The 14,304-nt window shown below is 72.3% G+C and carries 18 protein-coding genes; 14 read left to right on the top strand and 4 right to left on the bottom strand.

The annotated features are described in order from the left end of the window. Positions 1 to 37: 37 nt before the first annotated feature. Positions 38 to 487, bottom strand: coding sequence for a helix-turn-helix transcriptional regulator (locus ACZ6J5_RS02285; RefSeq protein ID WP_362468539.1), 450 nt, complete (start codon positions 485 to 487; stop codon positions 38 to 40). 253 nt (positions 488 to 740) lie between these two features. On the opposite strand from ACZ6J5_RS02285, the gene ACZ6J5_RS02280 reads away from it, so the two are divergent. The 3 genes from ACZ6J5_RS02280 to ACZ6J5_RS02270 are packed head-to-tail and all read left to right on the top strand — an operon-like array spanning position 741 to position 2,039. Further along, complete coding sequence (locus tag ACZ6J5_RS02280) at positions 741 to 1,100, top strand: WhiB family transcriptional regulator (RefSeq protein WP_469386759.1); 360 nt, start codon at positions 741 to 743, stop codon at positions 1,098 to 1,100. Next, positions 1,093 to 1,836 carry a hypothetical protein gene (locus ACZ6J5_RS02275; protein ID WP_469386758.1) on the top strand — a complete coding sequence of 248 codons (744 nt, stop codon included), beginning with the start codon at positions 1,093 to 1,095 and terminating at the stop codon, positions 1,834 to 1,836. The genes ACZ6J5_RS02280 and ACZ6J5_RS02275 overlap by 8 nt, the downstream gene beginning before the upstream one ends. Continuing rightward, entirely contained in the window at positions 1,830 to 2,039 is a 210-nt protein-coding gene (locus tag ACZ6J5_RS02270; protein ID WP_469386756.1) for a hypothetical protein, read from the top strand. The genes ACZ6J5_RS02275 and ACZ6J5_RS02270 overlap by 7 nt, the downstream gene beginning before the upstream one ends. 133 nt (positions 2,040 to 2,172) lie before the next feature. On the opposite strand, the gene ACZ6J5_RS02265 is transcribed toward ACZ6J5_RS02270, so the two are convergent. Together ACZ6J5_RS02265 and ACZ6J5_RS02260 are read right to left on the bottom strand one after the other, a co-directional pair. Next, the gene (locus ACZ6J5_RS02265; protein WP_469386755.1) at positions 2,173 to 3,021 is read right to left on the bottom strand and encodes an ATP-grasp domain-containing protein; all 849 of its coding nucleotides are present in this window, start codon (positions 3,019 to 3,021) and stop codon (positions 2,173 to 2,175) included. A gap of 115 nt (positions 3,022 to 3,136) precedes the next feature. Then, on the bottom strand, positions 3,137 to 3,478 hold the full coding sequence (locus ACZ6J5_RS02260; protein ID WP_469386754.1) for a hypothetical protein: 342 nt from the start codon (positions 3,476 to 3,478) through the stop codon (positions 3,137 to 3,139). A gap of 312 nt (positions 3,479 to 3,790) precedes the next feature. Between ACZ6J5_RS02260 and ACZ6J5_RS02255 the strand changes: the two genes are divergently transcribed. From ACZ6J5_RS02255 to ACZ6J5_RS02240, 4 genes are all read left to right on the top strand, one after another. Beyond that, a complete protein-coding gene (locus tag ACZ6J5_RS02255) occupies positions 3,791 to 4,198 on the top strand; it encodes a hypothetical protein (protein ID WP_362468531.1) in 408 nt (135 codons plus the stop codon). 167 nt (positions 4,199 to 4,365) lie between these two features. Then, positions 4,366 to 4,968 (top strand): phage tail tube protein, encoded by a 603-nt coding sequence (locus ACZ6J5_RS02250; RefSeq protein WP_469386753.1) that lies wholly within the window; start codon positions 4,366 to 4,368, stop codon positions 4,966 to 4,968. Positions 4,969 to 5,083: 115 nt separating this feature from the next. After that, positions 5,084 to 5,374: a hypothetical protein gene (locus ACZ6J5_RS02245; protein ID WP_469386752.1), complete on the top strand. Its 291-nt coding sequence runs from the start codon at positions 5,084 to 5,086 to the stop codon at positions 5,372 to 5,374. A gap of 110 nt (positions 5,375 to 5,484) precedes the next feature. Further along, a complete protein-coding gene (locus ACZ6J5_RS02240; protein ID WP_469386750.1) occupies positions 5,485 to 5,808 on the top strand; it encodes a hypothetical protein in 324 nt (107 codons plus the stop codon). A gap of 39 nt (positions 5,809 to 5,847) precedes the next feature. Here ACZ6J5_RS02240 and ACZ6J5_RS02235 read toward each other — a convergent pair whose 3' ends face one another. Further along, positions 5,848 to 6,729 (bottom strand): hypothetical protein, encoded by an 882-nt coding sequence (locus tag ACZ6J5_RS02235; RefSeq protein WP_469386748.1) that lies wholly within the window; start codon positions 6,727 to 6,729, stop codon positions 5,848 to 5,850. A gap of 252 nt (positions 6,730 to 6,981) precedes the next feature. Between ACZ6J5_RS02235 and ACZ6J5_RS02230 the strand changes: the two genes are divergently transcribed. The 7 genes from ACZ6J5_RS02230 to ACZ6J5_RS02200 all read left to right on the top strand — a co-directional run bounded on the left by ACZ6J5_RS02230 (position 6,982) and on the right by ACZ6J5_RS02200 (position 14,262). Then, positions 6,982 to 7,173, top strand: coding sequence for a hypothetical protein (locus tag ACZ6J5_RS02230; protein ID WP_469386746.1), 192 nt, complete (start codon positions 6,982 to 6,984; stop codon positions 7,171 to 7,173). A gap of 162 nt (positions 7,174 to 7,335) precedes the next feature. After that, entirely contained in the window at positions 7,336 to 8,046 is a 711-nt protein-coding gene (locus ACZ6J5_RS02225; RefSeq protein WP_469386744.1) for a hypothetical protein, read from the top strand. 124 nt (positions 8,047 to 8,170) lie between these two features. Then, positions 8,171 to 9,373, top strand: coding sequence for a phage tail protein (locus tag ACZ6J5_RS02220; RefSeq protein WP_469386743.1), 1,203 nt, complete (start codon positions 8,171 to 8,173; stop codon positions 9,371 to 9,373). Then, the gene (locus ACZ6J5_RS02215; protein WP_469386742.1) at positions 9,370 to 10,644 is read left to right on the top strand and encodes a tape-measure protein; all 1,275 of its coding nucleotides are present in this window, start codon (positions 9,370 to 9,372) and stop codon (positions 10,642 to 10,644) included. Before ACZ6J5_RS02220 ends, ACZ6J5_RS02215 begins: the two co-directional genes overlap by 4 nt. A 45-nt stretch (positions 10,645 to 10,689) precedes the next feature. Next, entirely contained in the window at positions 10,690 to 11,613 is a 924-nt protein-coding gene (locus ACZ6J5_RS02210) for a phage distal tail protein (protein ID WP_469386741.1), read from the top strand. A 151-nt stretch (positions 11,614 to 11,764) separates the two neighbouring features. Continuing rightward, complete coding sequence (locus ACZ6J5_RS02205) at positions 11,765 to 12,961, top strand: hypothetical protein (RefSeq protein WP_469386740.1); 1,197 nt, start codon at positions 11,765 to 11,767, stop codon at positions 12,959 to 12,961. Positions 12,962 to 13,047: 86 nt separating this feature from the next. Further along, positions 13,048 to 14,262, top strand: a complete 1,215-nt coding sequence (locus tag ACZ6J5_RS02200) for a hypothetical protein (RefSeq protein WP_469386739.1) — start codon at positions 13,048 to 13,050, stop codon at positions 14,260 to 14,262. The last annotated feature ends 42 nt before the right edge of the window (positions 14,263 to 14,304 follow it).

Raw genomic sequence — 14,304 nt, 5'->3', positions numbered from 1 at the left:
ATACCGGCCGATCCGGGCCGGACGCGGCCGGCCGGGGTCAGTCCTGGGCGGCGCGCCGGGGCTCGCCGGCGGCGCGGGCGTCCGCCCCCTCGGCCTCGGGGTCCATGAACTGGTGGACGACCTTCACGAAGACGTCCATGCGTTCGTCGGGGACGCCGAGCCAGCGCGCGAAGTCCTCCATGGTCGGCCGCCAGTCGCTGGGCGGCAGCAGGTCCGCCGCGATCGGCAGCTCCTCCGGGGTGACCCGGCCGGACCTGATCAGCATGTCCCGTACGGAGACCCCGAGGAGCGGCGCGATCCTGCGCATGGTCTCCAGGTCGGGCATGCTCTGCCGCTGCAGCAGCCGGGTCACGGCCGCGCGGTGCACGCCCGCCTCGTCCGCGATCCGGGACTTGCCGCCGCCGCGGGGGCTGTCGATGTCGTAGCCGCGCGCGCGCATCAGGCCCTCGACCCAGCCCGCGAACTCGTCGAGCCCTTGAGTGCTCATGTCGTATCGCTCCCTTTACTCCCCCACCTTTCGGTCCGCCCACTTTAGCGTGCTTGCGCGCGCGGAATTACGTGCTTTCGGGCACGCAACCGTGTCGAATCGGTGAAGGAGCGGCCATGGACCCGCTCGAAGATAGTTGCGAGCTCGCACGCAACATGTCTATCGTCCTTCGCGCCGCACTCGTCGGCCTCACGAGCCCCACAGGACCCATCGGTCCTGGGGGTGCGTGGCGCCCGGACCGTGGAGAACCTCCTTGCCCACGCTCGACCACTCCCCCTGGCAGGCCGCCGCCGCGTGCGCCGGCCTCTCCCCGTCCGTCGTCTTCTCCCGCCGGGGCAAGGAGGCGGCCCCGGCCCTGCGGGCCTGCGCCGTCTGCCCGGTCCGTCGCGAGTGCGAGACCGCCGTCGCCCCCGCCGAGAGCTGGTTCGACGGCGTCTGCGCCGGGCGCCTGTGGCGCAACGGCCGCCCGGTGAAGCCCCGCCGCCGCGCGGGCGACGCGACCCCGCCCGCCGCGGAGCCCGCCGGGGACACCCCCGGGACCGCCGCCGGGACCGCCGCCGCCCTCGACGCCGCGGCCACCGTCCTCGCCGCCGCCGGGGGTCACCGTGACTGAGCCCTCGCAGGGCACCGCCGCCGACGAGCGGGTGGTGCGGGACATCGTGCTCTGGACCGCCTCCCTGGTCCGGCAGTTCCCCGAGCTCGCCGAGGAGCTCACCCCCGGCCGCCGCTCCCCCGCCGGGGCCGCGCCCACCGCCCCCCACCCGGGCCGCGACGAGCTGATCCGCGCGGAGCGCCGCGAGGCCCTGCTGCTCGAACAGCGCCACGGCCTCTCCGTACCGGGCCACGGCGCCGCCCCGGTCCGGCTGCACGTCTCGGACGCGATCCGCGACATCACCGACGGTGTGGTGGAGCTGGAGGAGGCGGTCTGCGCCCGCCTCGGCCTGCCCCGGCCGCGCCGCGCGGGCGTCGTGGAGCGCCTGCGCCGGATCACCGGGACCCTCGGCACCATCGCCGCCCACCCGGACCTGACCCGCCACGTGCGCGACGAGATCCGCCGGATGGCCCGCCGGTGCGCCCGCACCCTGGGCGACGCGGAGACGGTGGTCCGGGTGTCCGGGCGCTGCCCGTGGTGCGACTCGGTGTCGCTGCGGGCCTTCCCGGACCGGCGCGCGGTGCTGTGCGTGAACCCGGCGTGCGTGTGCACGGACCCGGCCTGCGGCTGCCAGGACGACCCGGCCTACCGGCACCTGTGGCCGGAGGAGGAGTGGACGGAGCTCGCGGACGCGTCGGGTGCGCGCACGGAGGAGATCGAAGCGGCGATGGACGACACGAAGGAGACCTCATGCTGAGCTCGACCGCGCTTCCCCTGCCGGCCCTGATCCCGGGCCCGCTCGCCGCCGTGGAGGCGGGGGTGGCCCCGGCGACGATCCGCAAGTGGGTCCAGCTGGGCCACCTGCGGGCGGCGGGGAAAGCGGGCCGGGCGCAGCTGTTCCGCCTGGAGGACGTCTTCGCGGCGGAACGCGCGACCCGCCGCAGGCCCCGCACGGCCTGACCCCGCCTGTCCGCACCTGCCGAAGCGCCCCCGTCCCCGATCAGGGACGGGGGCGCTTCGGCAGGTCCTCACACCCGTTGCTCACACCCGCTGCTCACACCCGTTGCTCACGCCCGTTGCTCACGCCCGTTGCTCACACCCGGAGGAAATCGCGCAGCGACTCCGCCATGGCCCCGACGAACCGTTCCCGCGCGTCCGCCCCGACCAGGTCGAGGGAGAGGTACGGGTTGAGGTCCTCCAGCTCGACCAGGAGGAGGCCGCCCTCGGGGGTGCGGCAGGCGTCGACGCGCTGGATGCCGTGGTCGAGGGTGTTCCAGTCGACGAAGCGGCGGGCGAAGCGCAGGTCCTCGTCGGTGGCCTCGTACGGCTCCAGCTCCCAGCGCTTGGCGGGGTCGGGGGCGTACAGGGCGTACTGGAAGCGGTCGTCGACGAAGTAGAAGGAGACCTCGTACCGGAAGTCGATCCGCGGCTGGACCAGCAGCCCCTCGCCGTACGGGAGACCGGCCAGCTCCTCGTACGGGAGGAAGCGCAGCCCTATGGAGTCGGCGCCGGCCTTGGGCTTGACCGCGTAGGAGGGGGCGGCGGGGAGCCGTTCGAGGTCGGCGGCGCGGTCGACGGTGGGGATGACGGGGAGCCCGGCGGCGGTGAGGTCGAGGAGGTACCGCTTGCCCGCCATGTCGCCGCGCCCGTGCAGCGGGTTGTAGACGCGGGTGCCGAGGGCGGCGGCGCGGGCCCGGAAGTCTTCGTAGGCGTCCTGGTAGCGCAGGACGGGCCCGCTGTTGCGGACGACGACGGCGTCGAAGGCGTCCATGAGCGCGGCGGCGTCGCGCGGATGGCACACGGCGAGGTCGAAGCCCTCCCGGAGCCGGGCGGTGAGCTCGATGTCCTCGTCGCAGTAGCGCCGGCCGCGGGCGGGGTAGGCGAGGTCGGAGACGTAGAGGAGGCGGGGGCGGCGGGGGTGGCGGGGGCGGGCGGCGGACACGGGCGGCTCCTCGGGAGGGGCGGGCTGGGCGCTGGGGTGGGCGGCCGGTGCCGGTGAACGGCCGGTCGGTGCGGTCACGCTACCGACCGCCGGCCGCGCCTGGTCCGCCGGATGTTCACCGCCGGGACCAGCGGCTCTTGGGGCGCTCGGCGGGCGGGACGTCCTTGCTGTACTCCAGCTCGGCGGCGGTGAGGTGGAGGTGGCGGGTGACGGTGTATTCGCGGCCGTCCTCCCAGTAGGCGTCGGTCTGCTCGACGAGCCAGCTCGTCGGGGAGGTGCGGAAGACGAGCCGGCCGCACCGCTCGACCGGGACCCGCCACTCGAAGGTCCGGGTCAGCTCCTGGGCGTGGGCGAGGGCGGCCTCGCGCCCGCCGTCGACGGGGATCTTCCGCACGAGGTCCCAGCGGGCGTCCCCGCCATAGGTGTCGTTGGCCTCCACCAGCACGTACCAGCTCACGGTCCATCCCTCCCCTGTCCCACGTGGTGTGTCCGGCCCAATCTAGACGGCCTTCCGTGAGGCGATCCGAATCCGATCACCGAACTAGTTGCGTGCGCGCACGCTCTCTGTCACAGTTGGTGCAGCGGCGGAGCTGCGCCCGCAGGACGGGCGGCGGCTTCGCCGTTCGCCGTCCGGGAGCGCTCCGCGCCCCCGCCCCCTTCCCCGCGTCGAGCGCCCCGGGCGGCACCCCGCACCACCAGCACCACCCGCACCACCGGCGGCACCACCGCCCGCCCTCTCCCCTCCCGCCTTCCTTCGAGGAGACCCGTCATGACCACTCCCCCGAGTGCGTTCCCGGACGTCGAGAAGCTGGTCGTCGACGTCCTCAAGGCCGACCCGGCGCTCGCCGGCGTCACGGTCGCCGCCCAGGCCGCCGCCGGCTTCGACGGCACGCAGAACGCCGTCCTGGTCAACCGCCGCGGCGGCGCCTGGATCGGCGACCTGCACGTCGACAAGCCGCTCATCGAGTTCGAGGTCTACGGCCCGAACAAGACCGCGGCGCACGTCACCGCCAACGCGGCCCGCCGGGCGCTGCTCGCCACCATCGGCAAGCAGCTCGGCACGGTCTACGTCAGCGACGTGGAGGAGCAGGACGGGCCGCGCTGGACGCCCGACTACCTCTACCGGGGCGCGAACCGCTACCTCTGCGTGATCCGCCTCTCCCTGGACGTCCTGTAGACCGCTCCGGTCTCCCCGACGCCCCCACCCCGGGCGGCCCTTGAGGCCGCTCCCCACAGACCAGGCCCCGCCGGACCGTCCAGCGGGGCCTTTGCCGTACCCGGAGCCGGATCACCGGCCGCCGGAGCGGCGCCCCACCCCCTCTGTATCCAAGGAGAAACACCACCATGGCTGGAAACAACTCTGCCGAGATCCGCGTCGCCGGCAGCGGCAAGCTCTACGTCGCCAAGGTCGGCACGGCCGCCCCGAACTTCGGCGCGGACGCCACCACCGACTGGTCCTCCTGGACCAACCTCGGCTTCACCACCGGTGACGGCGTCACGTTCTCGAAGAAGGACAAGCTGGAGGCCATCGACTCGTGGCAGTCGGTTTCCCCGGTGCACTACATCTACTCGGCGCGTGACCTGTCGCTGAAGTTCTCGCTGCTCCAGTTCAACGAGGACACGCTGCCGTTCTTCATGGGCGGCGGCAAGGTGGACGCCGACCCGGCGCCGGCCACCGGCACCTACAAGTACGAGATCGCCGAGCGTCCGTTCGCGGACGTCCGCGCCCTCGGCCTGGAGTTCACCGACGTCAAGGCGGGCGGCACCACCGCCGTCACGTACCGCTTCATCATCCCGCGCGGCCAGGTGACCGCCACCGACGACATCAAGCTCAACCGCAAGGCCGCGTCCCAGCTGGGCGTGACCTTCACGGCGATGTCGAACGGTGACGGCAAGCCGCTGGCGTCCTTCCTGATGAAGGACGACCAGTACTCCGCGACCGTCTGATCCGGCGGACCCTTCCCCACCCGGGGCGGGACGGCCGCGTGCCGTCCCGCCCCACCCCCTCCGCTCTTCACCCACGCGCACCACGCGCACCCCGCGAACAAGGAGTACGCACACCATGGCCCGATTCGACGTCAACGCCGCCCGCGCCCAGCGCCTGGAGGCCCACGGCCGCACCTGGTCCTTCGAGCTGGACGGCGAGTCCTACACGCTCCCCACCGAGCTCTCGCGCAAGACCGCGAAGGCCCTGCGCCAGCTCGACGACAGCGACGTGGACGGGCTGCTCGAACTCCTCATGGGTGAGGAGCAGTACGCCCGCTTCGAGGAGCACGACCTCACGATGCAGGACATCGGCGCCATCCTGGAGGCCTACGGCAAGGAGACCGGGCTCGGCCTGGGGGAAGACTGAGCCTCGTCGAGTTCGTCGACGAACACGCCGAGGCCCTTGAAGCGGACCTGCTCCGCTTTTACGGGACGGATCTCCTCGACTGGCATCGGGGAGAACTGTCCAGCCGGCGGATGGCGGTGCTGATCAAGCACCTCCCCGCCGACAGCGCCGTCCAGCGCGATCTGCACGGCGAGGCCGCCGAATGGTCGGTCACCGACCACCTGCTGGCGGCGGCGGTCGACCATCTGGCCACCGCCAACTGGATGTTCATGTGCGTCAACACGGACGAGGACGACGAGCAGCCCGAGCCGCCCAAGCCCGTTCCGCGTCCGGTCATGCCCGATGAGGACGACGAGGACGACGACGGTCCCGAGGAGGAGCAGCCGAGCGGCACCGAGGGGGAGGACTCAGCGGAGTCCCTGTCCCCCTGGCAGCTCGCGCGCTTCTTCGGCTGACGCTCCCCGCTCCCCCATGGCCCCCGGCGCCCGTTCCCGTCAGGGAGCGGGCTCCGGGGGCGCTTCCCGTGCTGACGGGGAGCCCCATTCCTCCTCCAGGGCCTTGGCCCGGTCGGAGAGGCGGCGCCCACGCGCGCGCGAGCGCGCGGCGGGGCCGCCGGGCTCACCGCCCGGCCGGTCCTGCGCGCCGCCCGTCTGCGCGGGCGCGCTGGTGAGCGGCGGCACGATCGGCCGGCCGCCCTTGCCCCGGACCACCTTGCGCACCGGCTGACCGCTGCGGCGGGCGCGGCTCTCCTGGGTGGTGATCAGCGGCTCCGCTCCGGGGCCCGGTCCGGGCTCCGGGGCGGGCTCCGGAGCGGGCCCCGGGGCGGGCGGTGCCGGGGATGCCGCGGGCGCCGCCCCCTGCGGTCCGGCCGCGACGGGCGGCTCGGCCTCCTCGGCGTACGGCTCCTCGGCGTACGCGTCCTCCGCGTAGGCGTGCTCGGGCCGCCGGTCGAACAGCTCGCGCTCCACGCGGACCCGCTCCTCGGCCTGGACGAGCGAGGCGGGCGGTTCGAGCAGCCGGGCGAAGGGCAGCGTGATGACCCGGGCGCCTTCGGAGTCCTGTCCGGGACGCCGCTCCGGGCGGCGGATGCCGCGGGCGTCGCCCTGCCCCTGGGCGTACGCGTCGGCGACCCGCTTCTCGTACTCGCGACGGATCCGGGGCAGTTCGTCGGAGACGGCTTCGGCCCAGCCGCCGGTGAACGCGGCGGTCTCCCGCCGGTCGATCTCCGCGCGGGGCAGCACGACGAGGTCCTCGGGTGCGTAGCCCGCGACGTGGACGAGTTCGGCGAGGCGGGCGAAGAGGTGGGGCAGGTCCGGGTGGGTTTCGAGCCAGTCGACGACCCGTTCCCGCCGGCTAGCTCCCGGCTCCGTGTCCATGCGTCAGCACTGCCTTCCAAGCCCCCTGGGGGTCCCCGCGCGCCCCTCGCGCCCCGCCGTTCCCCAGCTGTGTCGGGCCCGGGAACGCGTCCTCCAGACTACCTCGGCTCGAACACCGGCTCCGTTCGAGGAGCGGGCACCGCCGGGCCGGGGGCGGGCCGACACGCCATCGTCCGCTTCCCGCTCGACATTGCCGAACCAATGTTCGACAATGCTTCGCACACTAGTTCGACAGCCGGAAGGCAGGGCACCATGAACTCTCAGACCGGGGGAAGCGCCACCCAGAGCACGCTTCACGAGCGCCTCACCTCGTTGCTCCAGCGCCCCGGTCCCCTCGACAAGCGCACACTCCTCGCCACCCTCGACGCCGAGATCGCGGCTCGCGAGATCCACGCCTACAAAGCGGGCTGGAACGACGCGCTCACCGAACTCCGCCGCTCCTGACCCCCACACGCCGCACCACGCCGCGCGGCCGGGACACCCGTCCCGCCTCCCGCGCACCGAGCCGCCGCTCCCGTCCCCGGGCCGGCGGCTCCGGCGTCTCCGGCACCTGCGGGTGAGCTTCGGCGCCATCTCTTCGAATCGAGGACACCCATGGGCATTCCCATGCCTCCCACCCCCCAGGAGTTCACCCACAACCTCGTCACGTCCGTCCCCTGGGTCGACCTGACGAAGGACTACAAGGAAACCAAGGTCACCGCGACCAACCTGTCGAGCACCGTCTCCGGCATGAAGGGTGACATCACCCTCATGAAGGTGGAGATGGCCGGCCTCTTCGCCGCCTCGATCGGCCTCGCCAAGATCGACTACACCCTCATCAAGCTGGACGACAAGGGCCTGACCATCAACGGCCGGCAGCGGTTCGGCTGGCCCTGGGCCGACAAGGCCAAGTCGGTGCAGCTGAAGCTGGAGCGTCGGCAGCGCTCCTTCGTGAAGGAGGGCAAGGACCTGGCGAGGAAGCTGCGCCAGCTTGAGCGCGAGCAGGAAGAGCTCAAGGTGGCCCAGCGGCGCCTGCGCGAGGCCGAAACCCGCCTGGCGAACCACCAGCGGACGAACAACACGCGGGGCATCGCCCGCGAAACGATCCTGGTGGACGGCGCGCGATCCGAGGTCAGGCGCCTTGAGAAGGTCATCGAGGACACCAAGAAGAAGGCGGAGAAGCTCACCGCCAGCGCCACGAAGACCGCGGAGAAAGTCAAGGAGCTCACCGTGGCGGAGGACAAGGCCAAGAATCACTGGAAGACCGGCGCCGCCGATGCCATCGGCGACCTCAACCGGCTCAGGGCCGCACTCGGGCAGGCCGCCTTCCAGGCGTGACGGGACCGCTCCCCATCCCCCACCCCTCGCTCCTCACCCCTTCGCGCGGCTCCGGCGTTCCTCCCGCGTTCCGGCCGCCTTCCACCGCGCCCCGTCCGCGTCCCTTCCGTGAAACCAGGTGACCATGTCCCTCTCCAAAGCCCTCGCCGGCACCTCGTCGGCGCTGAAGAACCTCAAGACCAACGCCCAGCAGGGCGCCCAGGCCGTCACCCGCGTCGGCACCGGCGCCACCTCCGCCTCCAACGGCGTCAAGCAGCTCAAGTCCTCGGCCCAGACCGCCTCCTCCCAGCTCAAGACCCTCAAGACGGCCTCCGACCAGGCCGAGAAGTCCATGGCGAAGGCCGGTCAGACCGCCCAGTCGGCCGGCACCAAGATGGGCAAGTACGAATCCGGCGCCGGCAAGGCCGCCAAGGGCCAGGACAAGCTCAACAAGTCCATGAAGGGCAACTTCCTGGCCCGTCTGATCGAGCTGTTCATGCCGCTCATCGAGAAGATCGTCGAGATGGCGTCCCGCTCGAAGACGATGCAGACGATCATGAAGAAGGCGTTCGACGCCATCAAGGTCGTCATCAGCGCCGTCATGAAGGCCATCGGCCCGATCATGAAGAGCGCCGGCGCCCTGATCAAGACGGTCTGGAACGGCATCAAGAGCGCCATCTCCACCGTGGTCAAGGCGGTCGCCACCGTCGTCAAGACCTACGTGAACATCTGGAAGACCGTCATCACCACCGTGATGAAGGCGATCAAGACGGTCATCAGCTCCGTCTGGAACGGCATCAAGGCCGTCATCACCCCCGTGGTGAACTGGATCAAGAGCGCGATCCCCAGCGCCTTCCAGGCGGTCAAGGACAAGATGTCGTCCATCTGGAACGGCCTCAAGGACATCGCGTCCCGGGCGTTCAACGGCATCAAGAGCGGCGTCTCCGGCCCGATCAACGGCATCATCGGCCTGATCAACCGCCTGATCGGCGCCGTCAACCGGGTCAAGGTCAGCATCCCGGGCTGGGTGCCCCTCGTCGGCGGCAAGACCTTCGGCGTCAGCGTGCCCACCATCCCGATGCTCGCCACCGGTGGTGTCGTCATGCCGCGCGCCGGCGGTGTCCCGGCCATCATCGCCGAGGCCGGCGAGGCCGAGGCCGTCCTGCCGCTCTCCAAGCTGGACCGGCTGCTCGCGATGACCGCGCGCCGCGCCCGTGTCTCGGCCCAGGTGCAGTCCGGCCGGGGCGGCGGCGTCGGGCTCCACATCGAGAACTACCACGCGGCCCGCAACAGCGACCCGCAGTCCACCGCGGACGCGCTGATGTACCTGGCGAAGGCGCGCGGATGAGTGCCGCCGCCACCGGGCTGCCGCCGCGCGTGTTCACCAGGGGCGGCCTGCTCGACGGCATCCCCGCCGCGTTCAGCAACCTCGGCAAGAGCATCCGCCCCGCCAACACCGCTCTCCAGGCGCTCACCAAGGCCCTGCGCGACGCCTCGGGCAAGGCGGGCACCCGCTTCGCCGCCGAGGTGAAGGCCGCCAGCGCCCCCCTCGGCCGGATCCGCTCCGATGCCACAGCCACCGCGACCGCCACCACCAAGATCGCCCGCTCCACCGCCCCCCGCGGCGTCAAGTCCTTCGGCGACAAGGCCGCCAAGGCCAAGGGCTCCTTCGGCAAGCTCGCCTCCGGGCTCGGCGGGATCCTCACGATCCTGCTGCCGCTGCTGCCCATCACCGACCTCATCACCGGCCTGATGGACAAGTTCGGCCTGGTCATGACCGTCGCCTCCGTCGTCATGACGGCCGTCAACCTCGCCATGCGGGCCAACCCGATCGGCTTTCTCGTCGGCATCCTGCTCCCGGTCGCCGCCTGGCTCATCGAGTACGCGATGAACAGCGAGGCCGGGCAGCGGATCATGCAGCAGGTCATGCAGCAGGCCCTCAAGGGCTTCGAGTCGGTCTGGAAGTTCCTCCAGCCGGTCATGGAGTTCGTCGGCGGCGCCGTCATGACGTACTTCCAGGGCTACCTCACCGTCATCACCACCGCCCTGGCCGTCATCGGCGCGGCCGTCGGCGGCTTCTCCGGCACCGGGTCCTCCGTCTCGTCCTCCTCCAACGCCCTGAGGGGCATCGCCTCCGGCTCCATGAGCGGGATCCGCAACTCGATCCAGCCGATGCTGTCCTTCTTCACCGAGCAGGTCCCCGGCTTCTTCCGCAACACCACCACCGCCGTCGGCGGGGCCATGCGGGGCTTCGGCGAGTTCATCAAGGGCGCGCTGACCGCGGCCGGCGGCGTGGTGTCGGCCCCCATCAAGGGGCTCATCGCCTTCGCCAACTGGGTCATCGACGGCCTCAACAAGCTGAGCTTCGACTTCCTCGGCAAGCACTTCGGCGTCGACATCCCCAAGATCCCCATGCTCGCCGAGGGCGGTGTCGTCTTCCCCGGCGCCGACTCCGCGCCGCGCATCGACCCGCTCACCGTCCTGGAGTCCCGCCAGGTCCCGGCGATCACCGAGCCGCCGCGGCAGCCGCACCGGATCCGGGACTTCCACGAGGACCCGGGCGCCGGGCCCCGGGCGACCGCCGAGGACCTGCTCTTCCTCATGGCCGCCCACGTCTGACGCCCTCCACCCGCCCACCCCCGCAGAAGTGAGGTGACGGCCCCCATGGCCGAGACCACCAACCCCTACTCCGGAAACTCCTACACCGCCGACCTCGCACCCGGCTCGCTGATCACCCAGGACGGGCAGATCCAGTGGGCCGGGTTCCTCATCGGGCCCGGCACCCCGTTCGCCGTCGACCGGTCCGGGCTCCAGGGGTGGGAGGACCTGCCCGAGTACGACTCCTCCGACGCCGACCGGCCCACCTCGCACGGCGCCTGGCCGGGCGCCCGCTACGCCAAGCCCCGCAAGATCGCCGGCACCGTCATCCTGATGCCGGAGTTCAACGGCGTCCCCGAGGCGCTGCGGGCCCTGCGCCAGTCGCTCGCGCTGCTCGACGAGGAGCGCTGGCTGACCGTCCGGCTGCACGGCGAACTGCTCGCCGTACGCGCCCGGATCGCCCAGCGGGTGGTCCCGGCCGACCAGGGCTTCGCCACCCAGGGCAGCTCGAAGATGTCCATCCAGTGGCTGACCTCCGACCCGCGCCGCTACGCGGTCAACGAGCAGACGGCCATCACCACCCCGCCGCAGCCCGAGTCCGGTCTGACCTGGCCGCTGACCTGGCCGCTCAACTGGGGCGAGGCCAAGTCCACCGGCGACGCCGTCATCGAGAACACCGGCTCGGCCCCCACCCACCCGGTGATCGTCTTCCGCGGCCCCTGCTCGATGCCGACCGTCACCGACCGGGCCAGCAAGCGCCGGCTGCGGTACGCGATCGACCTGGCCGCCGGTGACGAGCTGGTCGTGGACACCGCCAACGGCACGGTCATGCTCAACAACTCCGCCTCCCGCCGCCACACCGCGATGGCGGACTCCAGCCCCGAGGAGCTCTTCCTGCTCGAACCGGGGCGCACCGAGCTGTCGTTCCGCCCCGACTCGGCCCCGCCGGAGGCCCTGATGACGGTCCGCTGGCGCAGCGCCGAGTGGTGACCGGCCCCCACCCGGCCCCGGCCCACCCGGACCCGGCCCACCCGGCCCCGGCCCGGCCCCCGCGCCGAGCCCCGCTCCCGGCCGGGTCCCCGCACCAAGCCCCGCCGCCCCCGCCCCCGCCCCCGCCCCCGCCTCACGAGAGGAGCGCACCATGACCGTGAAGGCCTCCTGGCTCCAGCCCACGGGTCAGACGCGCGAAGAGACCCGCCTGACCCTCGCCGCCCTGCTGACGCCCACCGGCGCCAGCGCGGCGGAGACCCCGCTGCGTTCCCGCCACGGCATCCTGCCGGGCGGGTTCGTGCTGACCGGCACCGCCGCCATGCAGTGCTCGATCGGCACCGGCCGCGCGATCATCCAGGGCAAGGACACCCGCCAGGGCGCCTACCTGGTCGCCGCGATCTCCCCCGAGACGCTCACGATCGCCGACGGAGACCCGCAGTTCGACCGGATCGACCTGATCGAGCTGGCCGTCCTGGACGACACGTACGACAAGACGGGTGTCACCGACGCGGTCATCCGGCTCGTCAAGGGCACCCCGGCGGCCGTCCCGGTCGCCCCCGCCCCGGGCCCGGGCAGCGCCCAGCCGCTGTACCAGATCAAGGTGCCGAAGGGCGTCTCCACCGGCACCGGCGGCATCGCCTGGACCACCGGCGGCGTCACCCCGCAGTACTGGTACACGGCGGCGCTCGGCGGCATCTCGCCGGCCAGCGGCTTCAACGGCGCCTACCCCGGCCAGTACCGGGACACCAGCGGGATGCTCCAGCGCTGGGACGGCAACGCCTGGGTCTCGTACCCGAAGGCGATCGGCGGCCTCGCGCCGAGCACGGTCGGCGTCGGCAGTTACGTCGGCCAGTACCGCGACAACGGGGTGACCCTCCAGCGCTGGGACGGCAACGCCTGGCAGCTCTCGCACGGCACCGGCACGGTGCTGTTCGGCGCCACCCAGTGGCAGGCCTCCGAGCAGCAGACGATCCAGCCCAACACCTGGACCGTGATCAACCTGCCGACGGTCGAGGTCGACGACCTGCGCGGCTTCAACGGCAGCACCACCTTCGTCGCGCCGCGCACCGGCTGGTGGCGGGTCAACGCCCACGTCACCTGGCAGAACGACAGCCAGACCGGGATGCGCGGCTCCAGGGTGATGGTCAGCGGCGTCGGGCAGTCCCGGATGACCTGGCTGACCCCGGCCGGCAACGGCGCCGTCTCGGTCGGCGGCGGCGGGCTGCTGCGGCTGGTCACGGGCGACACCCTCCAGCTCGCCGGCTTCCACAACCACACCGCCGCGATCAAGACCCTGGGCGGCTCCGGCTACGGCTGCACCCTGACGGCCGAGTGGGTCAAGGCGTAACCAGCCTCCGCCGGCTCCCCGCCGGCCCCGCCCGCCCCTCCCTTTCCGCCTTCCCTCCGCACCACACCCCCCGACGGGAGAACCCCATGAACCTGCGCAGCAGCTGGGTCGCCGAGACCGGCCAGACCCGCGAGGACACCCGCCTCACCCAGATCGGCGCGACCACCATGGTCAACCCGGTCCAGGTCCGCTCCGGTGTCCTGCCCGGCTCCTACAGCGGCCAGTACCGCCTCTCCGGCTTCTGGATGACCAACGCGTCGGCGATGGCCGCCACGGTCTCCGAGGGCCGCGCCGTCATCCAGGGCGACATCTCGCAGGGCGTCTACCCGGTGGCCCTGCCCACCTCCGAGCAGGTCACCTTCGCCCCGGGCGACGCCCAGTACGGCCGCGTGGACCTGGTCGTCCTGCGCGTCTACGACAAGCTCTACGAGGGCACCCGCAACGAGGCCGTCATCGAGATCATCCAGGGCGTGCCCGGCCAGACCCCGAAGGCCGCCGCCGCCCCGGCGCGCAGCCTGCCGCTGTACGAGGTGCTGGTGCCGGCCGGCGCCAGCGCGGGCAACGGCGGCATCCCCTGGAACACCTCCCTCAAGGACCTGCGCACCGCGGTCGTCTCGGTCGGCGGCATCCTGCCGGTCGAGAACGCGGTCCTGGGCGGCGCCTACCCGGGCCAGTACCAGGACACCGCGAACAACCAGTTCCAGCGCTGGGACGGCGGCAAGTGGGTCGCGTACCCGGAGGCCGTCGGCGGCATCGTGCCGACCTCGGCGCCCATGGACAACGGCAGCTACACCGGCCAGTACCGGGCCACCGCCGCCGGTCCGCTGCAGCGCTACGACGGCGCCAAGTGGGCCCCGGCCTACCCGGGTCCGTACTTCAACGACTCGCTGGACGCGGGCTACACCCTCTCCACGACCTATGTGAACGCCCTGGTCGAGCGGGCCGAGAACCCGCTGGCGGTCACCTTCACCGCGCCGGAGAGCCGGGCCGCGATCCTCTCCTTCGGCTCCCGCATGGAGCTCAGCCTCAACTCCGGCTCCACCGGCATCGCCTCCTCCGCGTTCATGTGCGTCCGCATCACCCAGGGCGCCACCCTCGTCCGCGAGCTCGACGACGAGCTGGCCGCGATGTCCTCCAAGTCCGCCGACCCGACGAGCGCGGCCTCGGTGGCGACGACCCAGCGCCTGTACAACCTGACGCCGGGCGCCAGTTACACCGTCACCGCGTTCTACCGGACCACCCACACCAACGTGCGCGCCTGGTTCGACAACACCTACATCCAGGTCACCCCGCAGTACTAGGCGCGGCCCCGCCTCCGCCCCGGCCGCCCGACCGACCCGCCT

The organism is Streptomyces sp. NPDC042100, assembly GCF_055582325.1.
Note: the sequence above shows the minus strand (reverse complement) of the source record. Positions and strands in the feature narration are given on the sequence as shown.

What these genes read in the sequence shown, in the direction of transcription:
- ACZ6J5_RS02255 (WP_362468531.1), top strand. Translation starts at nt 3,791, where the DNA reads ATGACCACTCCCCCGAGTGCGTTCCCGGACGTCGAGAAGCTGGTCGTC.
- ACZ6J5_RS02215 (WP_469386742.1), top strand. Translation starts at nt 9,370, where the DNA reads ATGAGTGCCGCCGCCACCGGGCTGCCGCCGCGCGTGTTCACCAGGGGC.
- ACZ6J5_RS02220 (WP_469386743.1), top strand. Translation starts at nt 8,171, where the DNA reads ATGTCCCTCTCCAAAGCCCTCGCCGGCACCTCGTCGGCGCTGAAGAAC.
- ACZ6J5_RS02270 (WP_469386756.1), top strand. Translation starts at nt 1,830, where the DNA reads ATGCTGAGCTCGACCGCGCTTCCCCTGCCGGCCCTGATCCCGGGCCCG.
- ACZ6J5_RS02250 (WP_469386753.1), top strand. Translation starts at nt 4,366, where the DNA reads ATGGCTGGAAACAACTCTGCCGAGATCCGCGTCGCCGGCAGCGGCAAG.
- ACZ6J5_RS02200 (WP_469386739.1), top strand. Translation starts at nt 13,048, where the DNA reads ATGAACCTGCGCAGCAGCTGGGTCGCCGAGACCGGCCAGACCCGCGAG.
- ACZ6J5_RS02210 (WP_469386741.1), top strand. Translation starts at nt 10,690, where the DNA reads ATGGCCGAGACCACCAACCCCTACTCCGGAAACTCCTACACCGCCGAC.
- ACZ6J5_RS02225 (WP_469386744.1), top strand. Translation starts at nt 7,336, where the DNA reads ATGCCTCCCACCCCCCAGGAGTTCACCCACAACCTCGTCACGTCCGTC.
- ACZ6J5_RS02245 (WP_469386752.1), top strand. Translation starts at nt 5,084, where the DNA reads ATGGCCCGATTCGACGTCAACGCCGCCCGCGCCCAGCGCCTGGAGGCC.
- ACZ6J5_RS02230 (WP_469386746.1), top strand. Translation starts at nt 6,982, where the DNA reads ATGAACTCTCAGACCGGGGGAAGCGCCACCCAGAGCACGCTTCACGAG.
- ACZ6J5_RS02285 (WP_362468539.1), bottom strand. Translation starts at nt 487, where the DNA reads ATGAGCACTCAAGGGCTCGACGAGTTCGCGGGCTGGGTCGAGGGCCTG.
- ACZ6J5_RS02235 (WP_469386748.1), bottom strand. Translation starts at nt 6,729, where the DNA reads ATGGACACGGAGCCGGGAGCTAGCCGGCGGGAACGGGTCGTCGACTGG.
- ACZ6J5_RS02205 (WP_469386740.1), top strand. Translation starts at nt 11,765, where the DNA reads ATGACCGTGAAGGCCTCCTGGCTCCAGCCCACGGGTCAGACGCGCGAA.
- ACZ6J5_RS02240 (WP_469386750.1), top strand. Translation starts at nt 5,485, where the DNA reads ATGGCGGTGCTGATCAAGCACCTCCCCGCCGACAGCGCCGTCCAGCGC.